At 48.6% G+C, this 19,529-nt stretch carries 20 protein-coding genes; 18 read left to right on the forward strand and 2 right to left on the reverse strand.

Features of this window, described 5'->3' with window-relative positions:
* The first annotated feature begins 12 nt into the window (after positions 1-12).
* Positions 13-954, forward strand: a complete 942-nt coding sequence (locus ACR1R9_RS28680) for a glycoside hydrolase family 113 (protein ID WP_175381896.1) — start codon at positions 13-15, stop codon at positions 952-954.
* Between the two features lie 211 nt (positions 955-1,165).
* Here ACR1R9_RS28680 and ACR1R9_RS28685 read toward each other — a convergent pair whose 3' ends face one another.
* Together ACR1R9_RS28685 and ACR1R9_RS28690 are read right to left on the reverse strand one after the other, a co-directional pair.
* Positions 1,166-1,747 (reverse strand): NAD(P)H-dependent oxidoreductase, encoded by a 582-nt coding sequence (locus ACR1R9_RS28685; protein WP_175382019.1) that lies wholly within the window; start codon positions 1,745-1,747, stop codon positions 1,166-1,168.
* Between the two features lie 217 nt (positions 1,748-1,964).
* Positions 1,965-2,543 carry a TetR/AcrR family transcriptional regulator gene (locus ACR1R9_RS28690; protein WP_326066763.1) on the reverse strand — a complete coding sequence of 193 codons (579 nt, stop codon included), beginning with the start codon at positions 2,541-2,543 and terminating at the stop codon, positions 1,965-1,967.
* A gap of 222 nt (positions 2,544-2,765) precedes the next feature.
* Here ACR1R9_RS28690 and ACR1R9_RS28695 point away from each other — a divergent pair, with 222 nt between their 5' ends.
* The 17 genes from ACR1R9_RS28695 to ACR1R9_RS28775 all read left to right on the forward strand — a co-directional run bounded on the left by ACR1R9_RS28695 (position 2,766) and on the right by ACR1R9_RS28775 (position 19,513).
* Positions 2,766-3,740, forward strand: a complete 975-nt coding sequence (locus ACR1R9_RS28695) for a phosphotransferase family protein (protein ID WP_433948849.1) — start codon at positions 2,766-2,768, stop codon at positions 3,738-3,740.
* A gap of 27 nt (positions 3,741-3,767) precedes the next feature.
* Positions 3,768-4,766 carry a glycosyltransferase gene (locus ACR1R9_RS28700; RefSeq protein WP_063567582.1) on the forward strand — a complete coding sequence of 333 codons (999 nt, stop codon included), beginning with the start codon at positions 3,768-3,770 and terminating at the stop codon, positions 4,764-4,766.
* 53 nt (positions 4,767-4,819) lie between these two features.
* On the forward strand, positions 4,820-5,104 hold the full coding sequence (locus tag ACR1R9_RS28705) for a hypothetical protein (RefSeq protein WP_063567583.1): 285 nt from the start codon (positions 4,820-4,822) through the stop codon (positions 5,102-5,104).
* Positions 5,105-5,215: 111 nt separating this feature from the next.
* Entirely contained in the window at positions 5,216-5,377 is a 162-nt protein-coding gene (locus ACR1R9_RS28710) for a hypothetical protein (RefSeq protein WP_167483722.1), read from the forward strand.
* 98 nt (positions 5,378-5,475) lie between these two features.
* Positions 5,476-7,410 (forward strand): ribosomal protection-like ABC-F family protein, encoded by a 1,935-nt coding sequence (abc-f, locus tag ACR1R9_RS28715; RefSeq protein ID WP_076287383.1) that lies wholly within the window; start codon positions 5,476-5,478, stop codon positions 7,408-7,410.
* A gap of 366 nt (positions 7,411-7,776) precedes the next feature.
* A complete protein-coding gene (locus ACR1R9_RS28720; protein ID WP_099857975.1) occupies positions 7,777-8,244 on the forward strand; it encodes a hypothetical protein in 468 nt (155 codons plus the stop codon).
* On the forward strand, positions 8,244-8,519 hold the full coding sequence (locus ACR1R9_RS28725; RefSeq protein ID WP_175381891.1) for a hypothetical protein: 276 nt from the start codon (positions 8,244-8,246) through the stop codon (positions 8,517-8,519). Before ACR1R9_RS28720 ends, ACR1R9_RS28725 begins: the two co-directional genes overlap by 1 nt.
* 6 nt (positions 8,520-8,525) lie before the next feature.
* Complete coding sequence (locus tag ACR1R9_RS28730; RefSeq protein ID WP_433922150.1) at positions 8,526-9,923, forward strand: glutathionylspermidine synthase family protein; 1,398 nt, start codon at positions 8,526-8,528, stop codon at positions 9,921-9,923.
* Entirely contained in the window at positions 9,905-10,309 is a 405-nt protein-coding gene (locus ACR1R9_RS28735) for a DUF350 domain-containing protein (protein ID WP_433922149.1), read from the forward strand. The genes ACR1R9_RS28730 and ACR1R9_RS28735 overlap by 19 nt, the downstream gene beginning before the upstream one ends.
* Before the next feature lie 60 nt (positions 10,310-10,369).
* Positions 10,370-11,317, forward strand: a complete 948-nt coding sequence (locus tag ACR1R9_RS28740) for a nucleoside hydrolase (protein WP_063567588.1) — start codon at positions 10,370-10,372, stop codon at positions 11,315-11,317.
* Between the two features lie 208 nt (positions 11,318-11,525).
* Positions 11,526-12,014, forward strand: a complete 489-nt coding sequence (gene lspA, locus ACR1R9_RS28745) for a signal peptidase II (RefSeq protein WP_076287387.1) — start codon at positions 11,526-11,528, stop codon at positions 12,012-12,014.
* A gap of 265 nt (positions 12,015-12,279) precedes the next feature.
* On the forward strand, positions 12,280-13,518 hold the full coding sequence (locus tag ACR1R9_RS28750) for an ABC transporter substrate-binding protein (RefSeq protein WP_175381888.1): 1,239 nt from the start codon (positions 12,280-12,282) through the stop codon (positions 13,516-13,518).
* 25 nt (positions 13,519-13,543) lie between these two features.
* On the forward strand, positions 13,544-14,410 hold the full coding sequence (locus tag ACR1R9_RS28755) for a carbohydrate ABC transporter permease (RefSeq protein ID WP_063567591.1): 867 nt from the start codon (positions 13,544-13,546) through the stop codon (positions 14,408-14,410).
* The gene (locus ACR1R9_RS28760; RefSeq protein WP_076287389.1) at positions 14,410-15,237 is read left to right on the forward strand and encodes a carbohydrate ABC transporter permease; all 828 of its coding nucleotides are present in this window, start codon (positions 14,410-14,412) and stop codon (positions 15,235-15,237) included. The genes ACR1R9_RS28755 and ACR1R9_RS28760 overlap by 1 nt, the downstream gene beginning before the upstream one ends.
* A gap of 291 nt (positions 15,238-15,528) precedes the next feature.
* A complete protein-coding gene (locus tag ACR1R9_RS28765) occupies positions 15,529-17,310 on the forward strand; it encodes a cache domain-containing sensor histidine kinase (RefSeq protein ID WP_310854295.1) in 1,782 nt (593 codons plus the stop codon).
* Positions 17,279-18,076 (forward strand): response regulator transcription factor, encoded by a 798-nt coding sequence (locus ACR1R9_RS28770; protein ID WP_099857978.1) that lies wholly within the window; start codon positions 17,279-17,281, stop codon positions 18,074-18,076. Before ACR1R9_RS28765 ends, ACR1R9_RS28770 begins: the two co-directional genes overlap by 32 nt.
* Before the next feature lie 117 nt (positions 18,077-18,193).
* The gene (locus ACR1R9_RS28775; protein ID WP_099857979.1) at positions 18,194-19,513 is read left to right on the forward strand and encodes an extracellular solute-binding protein; all 1,320 of its coding nucleotides are present in this window, start codon (positions 18,194-18,196) and stop codon (positions 19,511-19,513) included.
* Positions 19,514-19,529 lie beyond the last annotated feature (16 nt).

The following is a 19,529-nucleotide window of genomic DNA, read 5'->3' on the forward strand; positions in this document are numbered from 1 at the left end:
GGAACAATGCATATGGAATACATCAAGGGATTTACATTTGGCTGGATGAGTGGCAGGGGAGACTTCCGCAAGCCGGAAGCGAAAGAATCCTTGCGTCTGATGGCTGAACGCACTGGCAGTTCGCATGTTATTTTTGCACTGGCGGCACATCAGGATCATCCGCAGGCTGTAGAAGTCAAATATGAGGGTGAACATATGGTGGAAGACGATGAATTGGTGGATATGATCCGTTATGCCCGTACGCTCGGACTGCGGGTCATTCTGAAACCAACCGTCAATTGCACCGATGGCACATGGCGTGCACACATTAACTTCTTTGATATCGATGTGCCGTGTGAGCCGAAATGGAAAGACTGGTTCCGCAGTTATACCGTGTATCAGAAGCATTATGCAGCCATTGCAGAGCGAGAGAAATGCGAGATGTTCATCGTGGGCTGTGAGATGGTGCAGTCTGAGCGTCGGAGCGAGGAATGGCGCGAGGTCATCGCGGGAGTGCGTGAAGTGTATTCCGGGCTAGTATCCTACAACACCGACAAGTATCAGGAAGGGCAAGTGAAATGGTGGGATGCCGTAGACGTCATTTCCTCCAGCGGTTACTATCCGATTGGGGATTGGGAGGCGCAGCTGGATCGGATTGAACAGGTCATTGCACCCTACGGCAAACCTTTTTTCTTCGCAGAAGCGGGCTGCCCTAGCCGTAGTGGATCGGCACAGGTGCCGAATGACTGGGGGTTAGAAGGTGCGGTCAGCGCGGAGGAGCAGGAGCAGTTCTATGAAGCCATGTTCCGTCATGCAAGCAAGAGGGAGTGGGTACGCGGATTTGGTCTGTGGGACTGGAGCGCGCATCTGCATCAAGAGAAGGATGCCCTGAACGATGATGGATACGGAGTTTACGGTAAACCAGCCGAGAAGGTCATTCGTCGGTTCTATGAAGGCATTGCCGTGAAAGCCTAGTCTGTATTAGTTGAGTTATCCCATCTACTTGAACAGCGTTTATTAACCAAAAAAGATACTGCTGTGCTTATGCACGCAGTATCTTTTTTGGTTAAGTTTAATTTCTTTCTATTAAATGCAGATAGTATCGACTATAAATTGTTAGGTGAATATATTATTTAATTTAGTGATAACATTATATGAAGATCCCTTCAAGAACGAGTTAATTTTTTTACCCCAATTTCCGTCCAAGCTGCTCAATTTTCTCCAGCCATTTCTTTCTCTGTTCCTCGGACTGTTTGCCCACCAGATCTACAGGTGTTATGCGTACAGGTTTGATGCCTGTCAGAGCAAAGGTGGAGATCTTCATCATTTTGTGTGCAGGTTCACCCTGGAACCATTTGTAGTACCAGTTCGGACCATCCATGGTGGTGATCATGCGTGCGGTGCGACCTTTGAGCAGTTGATCCGGGAAAAGTTTCCCTTTGTGATACTTGAAGGCATAGCCTGGCATGAAGATGCGGTCGATGAATCCTTTGAACAAAGCTGGTGGTCCTCCCCACCAAATCGGAAACACCCATACGAGATGCTCTGCCCATTTAATCGCCTCTTGGGCTTCCAGTAAGTCCGGTTCGAGCGGCAGTTTATTACGATAGCCTCCCTCTAAATTCATGTTGAACTCCAGTTCGTTCAGGGTAATCATGCGAACCTCGGCACCTGCCTGCACAGCGCCTTTACGATAAGCTTCGGCGATTGCGCCATTGTAACTTGGGGAGACGGGGTTGCCTTGGATAATTAATATTTTCTTCATAATGATGACACGTCCTGACTATTTTAGTTAATGAACACTAACCTCATGTGCAAAAAGAAAAGGTCACGAATGACCTGGTGAACATTCAGGAATATCCTGAAGCTGGATGAAGCCGATCTTGTATATAGGTGAAAACTTATACCAATTACCAATGATTATTGCCTGTCTGATCGGAACGAATTAGAGATGCAATCCATCGGGTGTTATCCGAGCTCAGCTGTTACCTGCCCAACATCAACGCAAGTCGGTGAACGGTTTCTCCGGTGTATGGAACAAGCAGCTCCGGCAGTTCACCTTGCATACTGGATACGGCCAGGCGCGTAATGGCACCAATGACCAGAACGGCCGTGAGCCGTGAATCCTGAGCGGGCAGTTCACCTCGCATAATCCCCTGATCGATTAGATCAATCAACGCATCCAGCGGTTGGCGGTAATCCTCACTGCTTCCAGCTTCAATGAAAATCTCATGATTTTGTGAAATCAGCAGCAGTCCGTAGGGATCTTCATCATGCAGGTGGAGAACTTCGGTAATCAGTTGTCGGAAGCGTTCAAGCACCGGGCCCTCCTGGCGAACATACCCGTCAATCAGGGCGGTATAGTCTGCGCAATATTGGGTGAAGGCCTCAAGGGCAACGGCATCTTTGTTTTTAAAATGTTTGTAAATCGCCGCATCCGTTACTCCGGCGGCGTCACCGATCTCTTTGACGGAAATGCCGTCAACGCCTTTGGTTGCAAACAAGCGCATCGCCGCTTGTAGGATGTCTTTCTTTTTGCTGTCTACATGAGGTTTGTTCTTCATGATTGTATAGTAAGTGATTACTAACTAAATTGCAACTCCCATTTCAGAATCTCTTATTTAACGCTAGGAAAAGTGCTTTCGCTCAAAGCTTGCAGGCTTATGAACGGCAACGTATGATGGATAGAAATAATAACGGATAGACGGGCAAAGGAGCTTGGACAGAGGTAGGGCTGTAAAGGCAAACATCAGCGGCGCCAGCTCCAGGTCTGGGGAACGAAATGGATGGTGAATGGCGTGAATGAAGACGTGCAGGCGCATCGCTGGGTGACTCCCGAAGGGACGTTAAATGAACAATATGTAACAAGCAGAGAAAGGCTCTACAAAGGCATGAATGGTAAATATGTGGAGCGTTTCACTGTTCGTACCGGGGAAAGTTATATTTTCAAACCGCTGACCAATCCTGCACAACATGGACGTGAACAATGGATGTCCAGGCATGTGCTGTCTGTACTGCCGCCTATCTATCCAGCGTTAATTGCTGCATCAGACTGCGAAATTAACGCGGAACAGAGCTGGATCATCTATGAGGATCTGGGCGAACTGGTGCATGATTTACGGGAAGAGACGATGCTGGCTGCTGCTGTACATATGGCGGAGTGGCACTCCTTATCTGTTGCTGATTGGGGTGAACTGCCCCGGGTGGGTCAGAAACCGCCAATTCGGGACATACTGGATGATCTGCTTTGGCAAAAGGAATCCACCGCTGATTTGTTGTCCAAGCTGGAGATCTCGCTGTCACCATCGGATTGGCACAACATCTCCTCGCTAATCCATACAGCAGAGGAGGAGTTACCTCGTGTCTTGTGTCACGGAGATCTTCATCCCGGCAACATGGCGGATGTGAATGGCAGGCTGGTGATTATCGATTGGGAGCATGCGCATCTGAATACGGCTCTCTGGGACGTATATCATCTGGTAGATCTATCGCATCCGCTGTTCCCGAGAACCGTTACGCCTGAGCTACGGGAGCAGATTATCGATGTTTATCTGGACGGGCTGGAACGCCATAGCGTTCAGGTTGAACGGGTTTCTTTTAAAAGGTGGTACCGTGCATATGCCATTGTATTCTCGCTCTGGATGCTGCGTCTGATTGATGGGGATCTGAGAAGTGCAGACTGTGTATGGCCGGAGGAACAGCTGCGGAACCAGTGGCACGAGACGGCAATGACACTGAAACAGTGCATGAAGCAGTGTTGAAGGGAATAGAAATGAGGGGTGCAGAACATGCGTAAAGTAGGACTCGTAATGCGTAAAATTCAATTCACGGAGGCACAGGGCCCGCGCGTATTTGCGGATCGGTTGAAGCAGATCGGGCTGGAGCTGGGCGTGGAGATTGTGTTCATCTCGCCGGAGCGCCATGTCAGCGGGTATGACTGGTTGCCAGGTTATGAGCATGAGAAAGGTGACTTGGTGAACTATGATATCGTACTGGACCAGATATATAGCCAAAATATAGAGCATGTCATCTACACGGTATCCGGGTTTACGTTTTTGAAGATGTTTTTACCGAAGAGTGTGTTGTTCCCGCACAGCTTTCCCGACCCGGCGCTGACGGGGTATGAGATGATGAAGCCATTTTATACGATGGTGGATAAAGCGATTGTGCAGACAGAGTTCCTAAAAACAGAACTGGGCCGCAATTTCGGTGTACATGACGTGAACGTTATCCCGATTGGCTTTAGCGAAGAGCTCGCAAACCGCCACTACGACCCGAGTCAGGTTGTGCATAATCGTGTGCTCTGGATCGGTCGGGATGAAGCGAATCGTCGCCCGGATCTGGTGCTGGAATACGCCCGGCAGAACCCCGACAAGGAAGTATACATGGTATTCGGCGGTCGCCGCTATGAGGAAAGCATGAAGAAATACAACATTCCGGACAACGTAAAATTGCAATTCGCGCTGACACAGGATGAGGTATTTACCCTAATGAACTCGTCCAAGGTGTATTGGAGCTGTTCGGCATTTGATACGTTTGCGATGCCGCTGACCGAAGCGATGGCGATGGGCAAAATGGTTGTGAAGCCGGAGCATGCCTGCTATGGACACATCCGTTCCACGCATGCCTTTGCAGGCAATGAGGATAACTGGTTTGAACTGGTGAACATGGCTGCTGCCGCGCCGCGTAGTGTTTCGGAAGACAACCGTGAGTATGCTTTTGGTGCTTTTTCGCGCACAATCATGAAAGAAGGATACCGGGAGTTCTTTGCCAACTGGTTGAAATAATGAGAGGTCTGTAACGAAGGCTCTAACCATTCAGCAAGAAGGAGGAGAACCTTATGGAAGTACTCATCCTATGGACGCTTGGCATGTGGGCAGTGCAGCTGCTGATTGAATGGCTCATCTATCGGTTGCAGGGACGTCGAATGACCGGGGTTCAATATATACTGCCATGTGTGGCCTTGCTCGGCGGAGCCGTTGTGATCATGATTAGCATTGAGATTGGCGGGTGGAACGGTATCGGTTATGCCTTGCTTGGTGCATCGCTGGGTGCAGCGGGAATGTTGACACTAATTACGGTGGCGATTACGGATGTAGTGTTTCGGCGTCGGAGACGGAATTAATCGGGGGGTTAGCTGCTGTACAGTAAGAGTGAATTGGACGATCGGACGGTTGCAGGAATGCATTCGTCTGTGATATATTGACATTAATTATGACAAGGGAGGTGAAGACAGGTGAATCACGAGATGCTTAACAACCGTATTAGCCAGCTGCCGATTGCTATGGCTGGCATTGTTCATACTTTTCTGACCAACGGGAGAAGTCTGTCCAATTTTGAATATACGGAAGTTAACATTTGCGAGAAGATGCCTGCCTTGACCCCATTCGGACGATAAGCGATATTGCTTGAATTCTGAAGGGCCGCGGAGCTAACCTCCTGCGGCTCTTTTTGTGTTGCGGTCAGGATCTTCCAATCCATAGGAGGAACCTTATTATGATGATTATTAGTGCGCAACAACTGACTCAATACCACGGAGCACATCTGGTGCTGGACGGCATTACATTTGAAATTATGGAAGGCGACAAGGTCGCCCTGATTGGCCGCAACGGAAGCGGAAAAACGACATTGATGCGTCTGTTGGCACGACTGAGCCAGCCGGATGAAGGACAATTGATGATCAAGAAGGATACACGTATTGGTTACGTCGCTCAGGTACCGGAAGGAATGGACGATTACACAGTGCTGGATGTGCTGAGTCTTGGATTCAGGGAGCTTATGGCGTGCCGGAGTCAAATGAAGGATATGGAGCAGCAGATGTCCGATCCGGAATGTGCATCCGATCCGAACCAATTGGAGCGACTGTTGAAGCGGTACGCGGCATTGCAGGACCAGTTCGAGCGCGAGGGTGGATATGAAATGGATGCCCGGATCGATCAGGTGGCGGACGGTCTGGATATTGCGAAGGAGCATTACGGATGGCGGTTTGGTTCGTTGTCTGGTGGTGAACAGACCCGGGTTGTGCTGGCTTCACAGCTAATTGTAAGGCCTGATCTGTTATTGCTGGATGAGCCGACCAACCATCTTGATCTGGAGCGGGTGGAATGGCTGGAAGGATTTTTGCGCGAGTACACAGGTACGATTATCCTGATCTCACATGATCGCTACTTTTTGGACCGTGTAGCATCCCGGACGTTAGAACTGGAGGATGGAGAAGCGCAGACGTCAGCTGGTGGCTATACGGAATATATGAAAGTGAAGGAACAACGACTGCTGCAGCAATTCGAGGAGTTCAAGGAGCAGCAGAAGGTGATCAAAAAAATGAAAGAAACGATCCGCCAACTGGAAGAATGGGGCCGAGTCGGGGGTAATGAAAAGTTCTTCCGGCGTGCAGCTTCGATGCGTAAAGCAATCGAACGGATGGAACAGGTGAAGCGCCCGGTACTGGAGCGGCGTAACGCCGACTTCGATGTACGCCCTACAGACCGTACGGGAAAACGAGTGGCCGTTATGGAACAGGTCGAAAAGGCTTATGGAGAACGTCCGATTCTGCGCGGTGTATCAGGATTGCTCGAATATGGCGACAAAATTGCCCTTATTGGACGCAATGGTTCAGGCAAAACGACGTTGTTCAAGCTGTTGCTGGGCGAGGAACAACCCAGTGCAGGCAACCTGGAGTGGGGGGCACGTGTAGATGTTGGCTATCTGGCCCAGCAGGAGGAGCCTTCCAATCCGAAGCTGAATGTGCTGGAGTACTTCCGTCAGGAAGCGGGCGTGGAAGAAGGAGAAGCACGCGGCATTTTGGCCCGATATCTATTCTATGGAGCAGATGTATTTCGCTCGGTAGGACAGTTATCTGGTGGGGAATGGACGCGGCTAAGGCTGGCTCTGCTGGTTCAGCGGAAGCCGAATGTGCTTTTGCTGGATGAACCGACCAACCATCTGGATATCGCTTCAAGGGAAGCGCTCGAAGAGTCGCTCGTTGATTTCGAAGGAACGGTGCTTGCCATCTCGCATGACCGTTACTTCGTCAATCGACTCGCTTCCCGCGTGTGGGAACTGGAGAATGGGCGGATGACCACTTATCTTGGAGACTATGAAGCCTATCGCGAGAAGAAGCTTGATCTGCAAGCCCGCGCAGCTGCGGCAAATCAGCATGTAGCAGTTGTAGCCACTCCATCACGTGGAAGTTCAAAACCGAAACTGGAGACGGAGTCGGGTAGAACGCCTGATACAACGTACACTTCTAAAAAGCTGTCCGCTGAACAATTGGAGCAGCGACTGGCTCACCTTGAAGGGCAAATCCAGGAAATGGATCGCCAGCTTGAATCTGTGCAGAACAATCCAAACGAGCTGGAGCAAATGTGGAACGAACGCGAGCGATTGTCTGGTGAATACAATGATATGTTGGCCCAGTGGGCAGAGCTGTGAGACAGGTCAGATTACGGAGCTTATCTTGAAATAGATCTTGAAATAGATAAAGGAGGAAAGAAGGCCGGAGAAAGATCTCTGGCCTTTTTGATTTTCAAAGTTAGCTTCATAATGCGATGATATCCGCAGTAAGTGGCTAGATATGCTGTGTATTGATCATGGGTACAAGATCTAGACGAATAGATTCATTTCGATCCATATCTTGCTGATTGAAAACTACCCTCGGGATTTATTTAAAATGCTTTTTTACATGTCATCGGGAATAGTGTAACTTTTTTCCTTCTCATGCGTTTAATACGTTTGTGTGTATGGAAACGGCTCCTCTTAGAGCTCACAGAAAGGCAGGTTATCGTTATTTATTATTCAATGACTTATCGGAACTGGTCGGATGACCGGCAGGTGGAGACAGGGGTACTGGAGCAGGTATCGGTTACTCGCGATGAGCTGTTCATGCGCAAGCTGGTCGATGCGACCCTGATGAAAAATAAGCTTTGGGCGCATCTATCCAATGAATGTGAGGATCGTCGGGAGCATGCGGTCTACGTGACCGAATATGACAACCAAAAACCTGCCGAATACGGTACAGCGATTGCGGACGCTGCACTGGCAATGTGTAAAATGTCCTCCATGTACAGTGCGGAATATATGCTGTGGAATGGGAGTGCATTTCAGGAATTGGACTTGGCAGAATCCTCCTCGTACACGATGGAGCTTGCCGAGCAACTGCTGGACCATTACATGGTCCGGGGCGGTACGACATATGAATTTGTGTATTCCGTGCTGGATGTGGATCGCAAGAAAGTGTTGTTTTTGATGAAGGAGGTGGATCTGTAATGGCCGAAGATTCCAAACCCAAACCTGGATCACGTGCCAAGCTTGTTGCCTTCTCGCTAATGCTTGCGGTTCCAGCTGTATTATCTGGTTGTAGCAGCAGTAGCGACGAATGTGACCCGGAATACGATACTGGATGTGAATATGACTCCAGTAGTGGGCACTATTACTACGGTGGCGGATCGTCCTATCGGAGCAACAAGGATAGCAGCTCCTACAGTAAATCCAGTTCAAAATCGAGCGGCTTTGGCAGCTTCTTCCGCAGTTCGGGAGGTTAGAACCTGATGAGGCATATATACCAACTGCCATTCAGTCATGAAGAAGTTTTCAGGGGCAAAGCAGGGCAGCAGGTTCCTTACCATCGCATGTATGGCAAGCAATATTGTGTGCCAGCGTTGACAGTCTTTTCCCCAGCGGAGATGCAGGAATTGCGTACGGCAGTTGAGGCTGTAGACGGAATCTACTGCAAGGTGATGCGTTTTATCCAACAATACATGCCCGACTCTTTTCTGGAGCAGCAGTTGGGCATTCATCCCGACCTGATTCAGGCGGCGCGTATGGAGATGGTGACAGGCGGCATCACTCGGCAGGACTGGATTATTGGGGAAGCTGGGCCTAAATGTATTGAAAATAATACGGATACCCCAACCGGCATACCTGAAGCAGCTGCATTGGAAGGTATTTTGGTGGGGATGGCTAAAAAAACATCGCTTCATGCTCCATCCAAAGGAATGGATGAATGTATCCGGGAATGCTTTCGCCGCTGGCTGGATGCTTACGCCAAGCAGGGTTTGCTGGGCCCGGTGACCTTTACTTCATTTGGGGAGCATGTGGAGGATCGGACCAATACGGAGTATCTGATGAAGCTGTGCCAGGAGGCGGGGTATGAAACGTTCTACGCTCCACTGGAGGAGTTGGAGATTATTCCTGGGGAGGCGCTCTACCATCATGGACGCGAGATTAACCTGCTGTACCGGCTCTATCCCCTGGAATATCTAATCGATGATCGAGATGAAACGACCGGCGTGGACATCGGCGCAGCACTGCTTGAATTGGTTCAGGATGGACGCCTGGGTCTGATGAATCCTGTACAGCATGTGCTGATGCAGAGCAAAGGCTTCATGGCGGCGATCTGGTCACTCTATGAACGTAATGAACAAACCCCGGAGTATTGTGGATTTCGGCTGTTTAACGATGCAGAGTTAGCTTCCATTTCACGGTATCTGCTACCTACTTATTTCGAAGCTGGACCTTTCGAATGGAGCGCAATGCCATACGTGGCCAAAAGCTATTGGGGCCGCGAGGGTCGAGGCACATCGCTGCTGGGTGAGGGATCGGATCATCATGAGGGCCAAACGGCTGCTACTCAAAAGCTGCACGCTCCTATGAACTCCAACACAACAGACGAACTGCAAGAAGATGAGGAGATCGCAGCCTATTATAATAATCAGCCTAAAATATATCAGCAGCTGGTACCGATGGAGCAGGCCGTAATTCAGACAGAGGATGGCGAATACAGCGGTTATTTGCTTACAGGAGTGTTTGTCATCGGTGGACGGTTTGCCGGTGTATTGCCACGGATCGGGGAGAAGGTAACCGGAGATATGGCCTATTATTGTGCGGCTGTGGTCAATGAACGGTTGGATGACGAGGAGGAGAAGGAATGGACAATTTGGGATTAAACCTGCTGAATGTAGCGGTAGGTGTAGGCATTCTGCTGGTTGTGTTGGTATGTGGGTATTTCGCTTTTAGCCAATTGACCCGGTATAACGATAGCGAGGAAATCGCGAAAGGTAACGAGGCGGCAGGCATGTATATGGGCAGCAAATTGCTGGGCCTGTGTATCATTGTGGGCATGGTGTCCTTCTCCACGCATTCATGGCTGGATATGCTGCTCTGGTCGGCGCTTGGAATCATTATTTTGTGTCTGGTCTATATTATATTTGACTTCCTGATTCCCAAGATGCGGGTATGTGACGAAATCGCACGAGGCAATATGGCGGCAGCACAGCTGCTGCGTTCCATTATCATCGGCGTTTCCATCGTCATTGGTACGTTTTTGATGTAAAATAAACCCTAGTGTTTATTTGGAATGAATATCAATTCAATGAAGAAGGAGCGCGGCATCATGAGAAAAGTCATCATCGATACAGATACAGCAGGAGACGATACGATTGCGATCCTGACTGCACTGCACCATTTCCAGGTGGAGGGCATTACGATTACAGGTGGGAACGTACAGTTTGACCAAGAGGTTGAAAATGCCCTGTACACGGTACAGGTTGCAGGACATGGCGGCAAGGTGCCTGTGTACAAAGGATGCGAACGCCCATTGATGGCCTATGGCAAGGCGCAGCACCGCACGGTGGAAGACGTACATGGCGATGACGGCATGGGCGGAGCCCATTTCCCGAAGGCAGACCAGCGTCCAGAGGCAGGGCATGCAGTTGATTTTATCATTGAAAAGGTACACGCACATCCGGGCGAAATCTCGCTTCTGGCCATTGCACCTCTAACTAATATTGCGATGGCAATCCAGAAGGACCCAACCATTATTCCGGAGATTGCTCACCTCTACATCATGGGTGGAACGAATAATGCATTGGGTAATATCACACCAGCCGCGGAGTATAACTTCTATGTAGATCCGGAAGCAGCCAAAATTGTATTGCACGCAGGCATTCCGACCACCATGGTTGGCTGGGAGATGTGTACGCAGTATTCTGTTATGGATGATGATGATCACGCTGAAATTGCAGCACTGGGTACATCAGGCGCGGATTTTTTCACGGCCATCAACAAAGTGGTTATGCAGTTCAACAAATCGGTACATAAACTGAATGGCACCACTCACCCGGATACGTTGCTGATGGCTGTTGCCGCAGATGAGTCGCTCATGACCAAATCCGGTCAGTATTATGTGGATGTGGAGGCAGCAGGAGAGTTAACACGCGGATATAGCGTCGTGGATATCAATGGACGTTTCGGCAAAGAGCCAAATGTACGTGTCTGCGAAGCCATTGACCGTCCGAAATTCAAATCCATGCTGCTGGATGTGCTCTCCGCTATTCAATAAAATGGTGGATTTCAACTCCAATAAAAGTATTTATCATCCGTGCCTAATCCAGGCACGGATTTTTTTGCCCATTCCATTCCTATGAGTGTATGCCAAGCGCGTGCTCTACCCAGTTGGTGACAACGCTTCGGGTGTGTTAAAGTGAAGGAAATGTTACAGCGGAGACCCTTTAGTTTAACTTTTGAGCGTCCGGCAGGAGGAGTGGCACATGTTATTTTATTTTGTAGCACTGCTGGTTACCTTGGTTGATCAGGGAACCAAGATGGCGGTGAGGATGTATATGGAAGTTGGCGACACAATGAGGCTTGGCGACTCGGGAATGCAATTGCAGCATTATGAGAACAGTGGAATGGCAGGCAGCCTGTTTCAAGGGAATGCGCGTCTGTTCGGTGTGGTTGCCATTCTGTTCGTGGCGGGCATAATGTATTATCGGAGAAAAGGTGAGATTCGCGGTTTCTGGATGCAGGCAGGTGCCGGTTTCATGGTTGGTGGTGCTTTGGGTAATGCAATCGATCGGTTTATCTACGCACGCGTAACGGATTTTCTCGTATTTCCGTCGGGACGTGGTATTCTCAATTTGGCGGATGTAGCAATTAATGTTGGTGTGGTTATGCTCGTCATCGGGATGTTAATCCGTGCATTTCAGAGTTACCGAGCCAAGCGTTTACGTAATGCTTTGCCGAAAATAGAGCGTTGATAGAGAGCTAACAACAGCTTTGTTGTAAGCAGCGTAACTGAATACATGATGGACATTGGATATATTCCGATGTCCTTTTTTGTTATAACGATGAGCGGACTCGCTCTCAGTGGGCCTGATTCAATTTTACCGAAACCGTTTTAGGAATAATAGGACACATTATAGTCAACGCTCTAAGTATAAAACGGTGGAAGGATTAACCACGTGGTTACTTCACTAATTTAATGGGTAAATCTTTACGTATATAAGCTGAGGGAGGTACAACATGAGAACATCGCTTACCAAGGCACTCGGGTTAATACTGCTTTGTGGAATAACGGCTGTACTTCTGTCTTCTTGCACCAGTGGGAATAATGCCAACGGCAAAGTGCAGGTTGAATTTTTTCAGAACAAACCCGAAGCCAAAGGAACCTTTGACGAATTAATCAAAACATTCAATGCCGAACACTCCGATATTCAGGTCACTCAGGTGAATCCACCTGACGCGGAGACGGTGCTGAAGACACGTGTGGTGAAAAACGATGTGCCAGACATCATGGCAATGGGGGCAACCGATACCTATTCCATTCTTGCACAGAGTGATATTTTCGCCGATCTGACAGACAGTCCACTGTTAAAAACGATCGATCCCAACTACATAAAGATGCTGAAGGATGTCACGGGCATGGATGAAGTGACAGGCGTTCCTTACGCAACAAATGCAAACGGCATCATGTACAACAAAACGTTGTTTAAGGAAATGGGTCTGGACGTACCCAAAACTTGGGACGAGCTGATTGCTACAGCCAAAAAAATTAAGGATGCGGGTAAAATTCCGTTTTACTTCACATACAAGGATGACTGGCAGACGAATCTGCCGTTCAATGCACTCGGACCTAACTTGGTTGGTATTGATTTCTACTTGGAGCGTCGCGAGAACAAGGTGACCTTCAAGGAGAAATACCGTGAGGTTGCGGAGAAGCAGTTGGAGCTGATGAATTATGGTCACGGTGACAACTTCGGTAAAGCGTATTCGGATGGTAACCGTGCTTTTGCTAATGGCGAAGCATATATGTACATCCAGGGTACCTGGGCGATCTCCGAGATTCGCAAAGCCAACCCGAATGTGGACATTGGTTTCTTCCCATTCCCGACAGGGAATGATCCGAGCCAGATTAAGCTGGTGAACGGAATCGACTCCCTGTTTACCATTGCAGCAGATACACCCAACAAGGAGCAGGCCGAGCAGTTCATCGCGTTTCTGCTGGAGCCTGAAAATATAGGCAAATACATTGAGGAACAGACGCTGTTCTCTGCGGTGGAAGGTGTAAAACAAGATGATCCTGCTGTACAGGAACTGACACCTTACATTGAGCAGGGCAAGGTTATCGACTTCGCCGATCACTATATTCCGGCTGCGGTGCAGCTGAATTCCATCGTACAGTCCTTTTTGCAGAACAAGAACATCGACAACTATCTGGATACACTCGACAAAGAATGGGACAAGGTAGCGAATCGGCGATAACGCCTTGTCCGAAGGAGGATGGAGTATGAACAAGCGCATCGCGCCTTATTACTGGATGACGGTTCCGGCGGTAATACTGTTCTTTGTATTTATGACGCTGCCGGCCCTCCAGGGGATCTATTATTCATTTACGAACTACAACGGATTCGGTAAAGGTTATGATTTTGTTGGATTCAAAAACTATTTCAATTTGTTTCAAGATGACAATGTAGGCAACGCCTACTGGTTTACCTTCAAGTTTGCGATCGTTGTAACGATCCTCACGAATATTCTAAGCCTGCTCATTGCACTTGGGCTGAATGCCAAGATCAAGTTCCGTAACTTTTTCCGTGGCATCTACTTCTTGCCGAATATCCTGAGTGTATTGATCGTAGGTTACATATTTAACTACCTGTTCTCCAACGTATTCCCGATATGGGGACAAAACCTGGGCATCAACGCCCTATCCACCAACATTCTGGGTAGCGAAAGCCTGGCATGGATTGGGATCGTGATTGTAGCGGTATGGCAATCCGTCGCGTTGAATACGATTCTGTATTTGGCGGGCTTGCAAACCATCCCTACGACATTGTATGAAGCATCCAATCTGGACGGCGCCGGCAAATGGCGTGAATTCTGGAGCATTACGTTTCCGCTTATTGCCCCGTTCTTCACGATTAATATGGTGCTGGCCATGAAAAACTCACTGATGGTCTTTGACCAGATCGTGGCCTTGACGAATGGTGGGCCGGGACGGGCAACACAGTCCATCTCCCATCTGATCTACACGGGTGGATTTGAAGGCGGCGAATATGCATATCAATCTGCGAACTCGGTTATCTATTTCATCGTTATTGCGGTGATTTCGATTCTGCAAATCCGGTTCCTGCAAAGAAGGGAGACGGATCTGTAATGAGAAGCCGTTTACGTACCAACTGGCCCGTTATGTTGTTAATTGTTCTGGGTACCTTGTTCATTCTGTTCCCTTTATATATGACAGTTACAATCGCATTGAAGAATCCGGAGCAAATGGCTCAATCGGTATTTGCTATTCCGACAACGCTCCACTGGGAGAACTTTGCAAGTGCAATAGACATGACAAACTTCTTCCAATCGTTCCGTAACAGTGCCATTGTTACTGCGTCAACAGTCATTCTGACCTTGCTCAGTAACTCTATGGTTGCTTACGCGATTGCCCGGAATATGGAGAAACGGAAGTTTTTCAAAGGGCTGTACTATTACTTCGTCAGTGCGATGTTCATTCCGTTTCCAATCATCATGCTGCCGATTGTTAAGCTGACTGCATCACTGGAAATGACCAATCTTCTGGGTCTTATCCTGCTGCATACGGTGTATGGGCTCGCCTTTAACGTATTTGTGTATGTAGGTTACATTCGGTCCATTCCGGTAGCGCTGGAGGAAGCAGCCTTCGTAGATGGAGCAACAACCTGGGGCACGTTCTGGAAAATCATTTTCCCATTGATGGCGCCGATCAGTGCCACGGTTGGTATTCTAACTTGTCTGTCTACCTATAATGACTTTCTGCTGCCACTCATTATTATTAGTGATCCGGCACAATACACGCTTCCTCTGGTACAATATGTGTTCCAGGGTCAATTCAATACTGACTTCAACCTGGCGTTTGCATCGTACCTGCTGGCGTTGCTGCCGATGATCATCATTTACCTGTTTGCACAGAAATGGATTATCAATGGTGTAACGCAAGGTTCGGTGAAATAATGAAGAAAAGGGCGGGCTCATGGAGTCCGTCCTTTTTTTTGTTTTCATGAGCTTCCGGTTTGTGGAGCTGCCCTGTATTTAAATGATTGATAAAGATAGGATTCTGTGCTATTTTTTAGTCGTTAGTTTAATCGCTAAACAAAGATCGGTGAAGGAGATCAATGAGCCAAAATGTAAACGCTTCAATAATTGGCGATGATGGATTCCGGCATACTTGTACTCAATCGTCACCCAAGATGAGAAACGGGTGGCGATTTCTTTTACATGCGGGGAGGAGAATGGGGTTTGCGAGTGAATTGGGGCAGATGGAACTCGTTGCGCAATCAGATTTTTGTTGGTTTTGTATTGGTGATGTTGGTGGTGTTATTTATTGCGGGAATCGCTGCCTATGACCGGGTATCCGGTTTGCTGAAGACCAATGCGGAGAAGCATATTCATCAAACTGCTGTTCAGGCTAACGGCAGACTGGACGCCTTAATCGCACAAGTTAACTCGTTGACAGCTCAAGTGGCAGATGATTCTTATGTGCAGCGTTTACTGAGCAATGAGAAAGGTGGGGAACAGGCTACGTTTAATCAGCGCCAAGCGCTCTTGCAGGTTGTGAGCAGCTATCCTTCCTTTATGAGCGGTGTACAGAGTCTGGAAATTTATACGACAACTTATAGCAGAATATTTCCCATGGATGACCGATCTTTGGATGGAAGACTCGGACGTAACTGGATAGCGGAAGCAGACGCGGAGAAGGGAAGGCTGGTCTGGGTCGGTCCTGACCCGGAAGATCCGGGGGTCATTATGGCTATTCGGCGAGTCAGCCTGATGGACCGGGCTTTTGAACCTGGAGGTTATGTCGTGGTGCGGATGCAGCGCAGCTTTTTTCAACTGAATGACTTGGATGCTGAGGACGATGTGGAGGATTCTATTCTTCTGGTAGATGCGGCAGGAAGCGTGGTTACTTCCAATCTGGAGGCTAGTCTGGATGTGAAGGCACTCCTAAGCAGTGACAGCTCTGTAGTCGAGACCCGGGATGAGCCTTATATCGTCGTTAGACAGCATTCCGAAATGACGGGTTGGACGCTCGCGGTTCTTACACCTGTGAGCGAGACAACGGAGGGTGTGTCCATTCTTCGGACGGCACTGCTTATTTCCGGTTTGTTTGGCGTCGTGCTGTTCCTCATTATGTCCTTTCTCTTGTCCACCATGATTACACGTCCCATCACCCGACTGATGAGGGCCATGCGCAGTGCACGGCCGGGAGCCATGAAGCCCAATATTATGTTCAGCTCAACGATGGAGATTCACAGGCTTAATGAAGTATACAATCAGATGGTTTATCGGTTGAATGAGTTGACTCAGGAGATATATGAGAAGGAAATTATGCAGTCAAGAACAGAACTGAAAGCTCTGCAGTCGCAGATCAATCCTCATTTTCTGTTTAACACGCTGGAGGCGTTCTATTGGTCACTTGATGATAAAGGAGACGAGGAAATGGCGCGTATGGTTGTGGCGATGTCCCGCCTATTTCGCTACATCATCTCCAGTCCCAATCAGGATGAATGGGTTACTATTGCCGATGAACTGGAGCACGCGGAGCGTTATCTTCGAATTATGGAGATGAGGCTGGGAGAACGGCTGCAATGGGAGATCAGACTGAGTGAAGCGATGCGCACCGTGAGGATTCCCAAATTGCTCATACAGCCCTTGGTGGAGAATGCTATTCTTCACGGGATAGAGAGCAAAATTGAACCGGGAAAGGTAAGCATCCATGTAGATGCTTCCACGCAGGATGGGCTGGTTCACATCGAAGTTCGGGATGATGGACCTGGCATGGATGATTCCCGGCTTCAATCCGTTGTTCGTGCATTGAATGGTGGACCTGCTGTTTCCGACAAGGGAACAGGCGTGGGGCTGATTAACGTGCATCGCAGGTTGAAGCTTTATTTTGGCAGTCAGCTTGGCGAATTGTGCAGACTTTCCATTACGAGTAAGGTCGGTGAAGGGACTATCATTCGCTTTGAGATTCCGAAGGATACGGAGGGTGCATATGATTCATGGCAGAACGATTCTAATCGTTGATGATGAACCGCGTACACGAGAGGGGATTCGCAAGACGCTGGAAGGCTGGTCGGCTGGTCGTAACGAAATTCGAACTGCGGCAAGTGGAGTCGAAGCTGCAGCATGGCTCCGTGAACAGACGGCGGACCTTTTGATTACTGACGTTCGCATGCCGGAATTCTCTGGCCTGTCCCTCGTTGAAGCCGTGCAGCAGTTTCCGAGCAAACCAGTTGTGTTGATTATGTCAGGGCATGCCGACTTCCAATATGCCCAGCAGGCCATCAAACTTGGCGTGGTAGATTATTTGCTTAAACCGATTGAGAAGGAACAGCTGATTCAGACGGTAGAGAAGGCTTTGCAGCTTGGAGACCAACAGCGGCGTATTCAAATGATGCAGAAGCTGGTTGACCCCAAGCTGCTGGATGCCAAAGAGCGGGGAGACGAGAGACTTAATCCCCAGATCAGTGAAGCTGTTTCTTACGTGGATTCCCATCTGAGGGAACATGTTACCCTGCGGGAAATCGCTGATATGCTGCACTTGAACTCCAGTTATTTTAGCGTTTTGTTCAAGGAGCAGATAGGAATTAATTTCAGCGAATATCTGACCCGTACACGTATTCAACGGGCGAAGGAGATGCTCGTTCAGACGGCCCTGCCCATCTCGGAGATCGCCGAACAGGTAGGCTACCAGACGGATAAATATTTTATTAAGGTATTCAAAAGTCTCGAAGGGCTTAGCCCAAGCAAATATCGTCATTCCATTGGGATTCGTAAAGAGACTAAATAACCATAAAATAGTGGAGTTTTTCCAAATCATCCTGGTCTTATGGGGGAGATGTACCCATGCTACAATTTTATTAAAGCGGTTACATCAACCGAATAACCATTACAGGGGGTTAGGAATATGAGAAAAAAGCCAATAGCAATGCTACTGACACTGACACTTATCCTCGCCGTGTTTTTATCCGGATGCAGCAATTCAGGTTCTGATGGAGAGGGTGAAGCGAGTGGAAGTGGCTCTGACGGAAAAGTGACCCTCAAGTTTATGCATCTCTGGCCAGCAGGCAGTTCTGCACAGCAGAATAAGCTGGTGAATGAGATCATCAAACAGTATCAGACCGATCATCCCAACGTGACCATCAAACAGGAAGTGCTGGAGAATGAGCAATATAAGAACAAATTGAAAATTCTGTCCGCTTCCAATGAACTCCCGGATGTAGGCGTAACGTGGGCAGCGGGTTTTCTTGAGCCTTATGTAAAGGGCAATTTGTTTGCTCCACTGGATGACCTCCTGAGTGGTTCACTAGAAGGGAAATTCATTGCCGGAACAACCGAAGCGTATGCTGTGGAAGGCAAAACCTATGCGCTCCCGATTGAACTGAACATATCTCCGATCTATTACAACAAAGACATTTTCGCCAAATATAATCTGCAGCCCCCGGCCACATATGATGAATTTCTGAATGTTGTGAAAACGCTGACAGACAATGGTGTGGTTCCCATCGCTCTCGGCAACAAGGATCGCTGGACCGGGTCTCTCTGGTATATGTATCTGGCCAATCGATTGGGCGGAGATGCATTGGAGAAGGCCATCAATGGCACAGGCAAGTTTGACGATCCAGCCCTGATCCAGGCGGCAGCCGAAGTACAGAAGCTGGTGGATATGAACGCCTTTAACAAAGGTTATAACGGCTTGTCCAATGATGAAGGCAAATCGGAATTCATGAATGAGAAAGCTGCCATGTACCTTATGGGCACCTGGGAACTGCCGAACTATACCACCAATCCGGATGTACCGCAGGAGTTCAAGGATAAAATCGGATTTTTCAAATTCCCGACAATGGATGGTGGCAAAAGCGATATTAACAGTTGGGTCGGCGGCCCGGGTGTAGGCTTGTTCGTCGCACAGAACTCCAAGGTGAAGGATGAAGCTCAGAAATTCGTTCAATATTTTGTGGAAAAATGGGGCGAAAGCTCTGTAACCGAAGCGGGTGTTATTCCGGCAACGAAAGTGGACACAGCCGAGGTACAACTGCCGCAGCTTTATACCGACCTGCTGAATGAATTGAATCAGGCCAGCAGCCTGACATTATTCGCCGACGTGCAGATGAAACCGACCGCAGCTCAAGTCCATCTGGACATGATCCAGGCACTGTTCGGAAAAGCAGTCACTCCTGAGGAATTTGTGAAGAATCATCAGGAAGCGATTGATAAAGGCAACTAACGTACAACGCTCATAG

Source organism: Paenibacillus taichungensis (assembly GCF_050994985.1).
Taxonomy (GTDB): domain Bacteria; phylum Bacillota; class Bacilli; order Paenibacillales; family Paenibacillaceae; genus Paenibacillus; species Paenibacillus taichungensis.

Coding starts and splice junctions, on each gene's coding strand:
- ACR1R9_RS28775 (WP_099857979.1), top strand. CDS start 18,194: ATGAGAAAAAAGCCAATAGCAATGCTACTGACACTGACACTTATCCTC.
- ACR1R9_RS28755 (WP_063567591.1), top strand. CDS start 13,544: ATGAACAAGCGCATCGCGCCTTATTACTGGATGACGGTTCCGGCGGTA.
- lspA (WP_076287387.1), top strand. CDS start 11,526: ATGTTATTTTATTTTGTAGCACTGCTGGTTACCTTGGTTGATCAGGGA.
- ACR1R9_RS28705 (WP_063567583.1), top strand. CDS start 4,820: ATGGAAGTACTCATCCTATGGACGCTTGGCATGTGGGCAGTGCAGCTG.
- ACR1R9_RS28750 (WP_175381888.1), top strand. CDS start 12,280: ATGAGAACATCGCTTACCAAGGCACTCGGGTTAATACTGCTTTGTGGA.
- ACR1R9_RS28690 (WP_326066763.1), bottom strand. CDS start 2,543: ATGAAGAACAAACCTCATGTAGACAGCAAAAAGAAAGACATCCTACAA.
- ACR1R9_RS28720 (WP_099857975.1), top strand. CDS start 7,777: ATGACTTATCGGAACTGGTCGGATGACCGGCAGGTGGAGACAGGGGTA.
- ACR1R9_RS28735 (WP_433922149.1), top strand. CDS start 9,905: ATGGACAATTTGGGATTAAACCTGCTGAATGTAGCGGTAGGTGTAGGC.
- ACR1R9_RS28695 (WP_433948849.1), top strand. CDS start 2,766: ATGGTGAATGGCGTGAATGAAGACGTGCAGGCGCATCGCTGGGTGACT.
- ACR1R9_RS28700 (WP_063567582.1), top strand. CDS start 3,768: ATGCGTAAAGTAGGACTCGTAATGCGTAAAATTCAATTCACGGAGGCA.
- ACR1R9_RS28725 (WP_175381891.1), top strand. CDS start 8,244: ATGGCCGAAGATTCCAAACCCAAACCTGGATCACGTGCCAAGCTTGTT.
- abc-f (WP_076287383.1), top strand. CDS start 5,476: ATGATGATTATTAGTGCGCAACAACTGACTCAATACCACGGAGCACAT.
- ACR1R9_RS28740 (WP_063567588.1), top strand. CDS start 10,370: ATGAGAAAAGTCATCATCGATACAGATACAGCAGGAGACGATACGATT.
- ACR1R9_RS28770 (WP_099857978.1), top strand. CDS start 17,279: ATGATTCATGGCAGAACGATTCTAATCGTTGATGATGAACCGCGTACA.
- ACR1R9_RS28730 (WP_433922150.1), top strand. CDS start 8,526: ATGAGGCATATATACCAACTGCCATTCAGTCATGAAGAAGTTTTCAGG.
- ACR1R9_RS28760 (WP_076287389.1), top strand. CDS start 14,410: ATGAGAAGCCGTTTACGTACCAACTGGCCCGTTATGTTGTTAATTGTT.
- ACR1R9_RS28680 (WP_175381896.1), top strand. CDS start 13: ATGGAATACATCAAGGGATTTACATTTGGCTGGATGAGTGGCAGGGGA.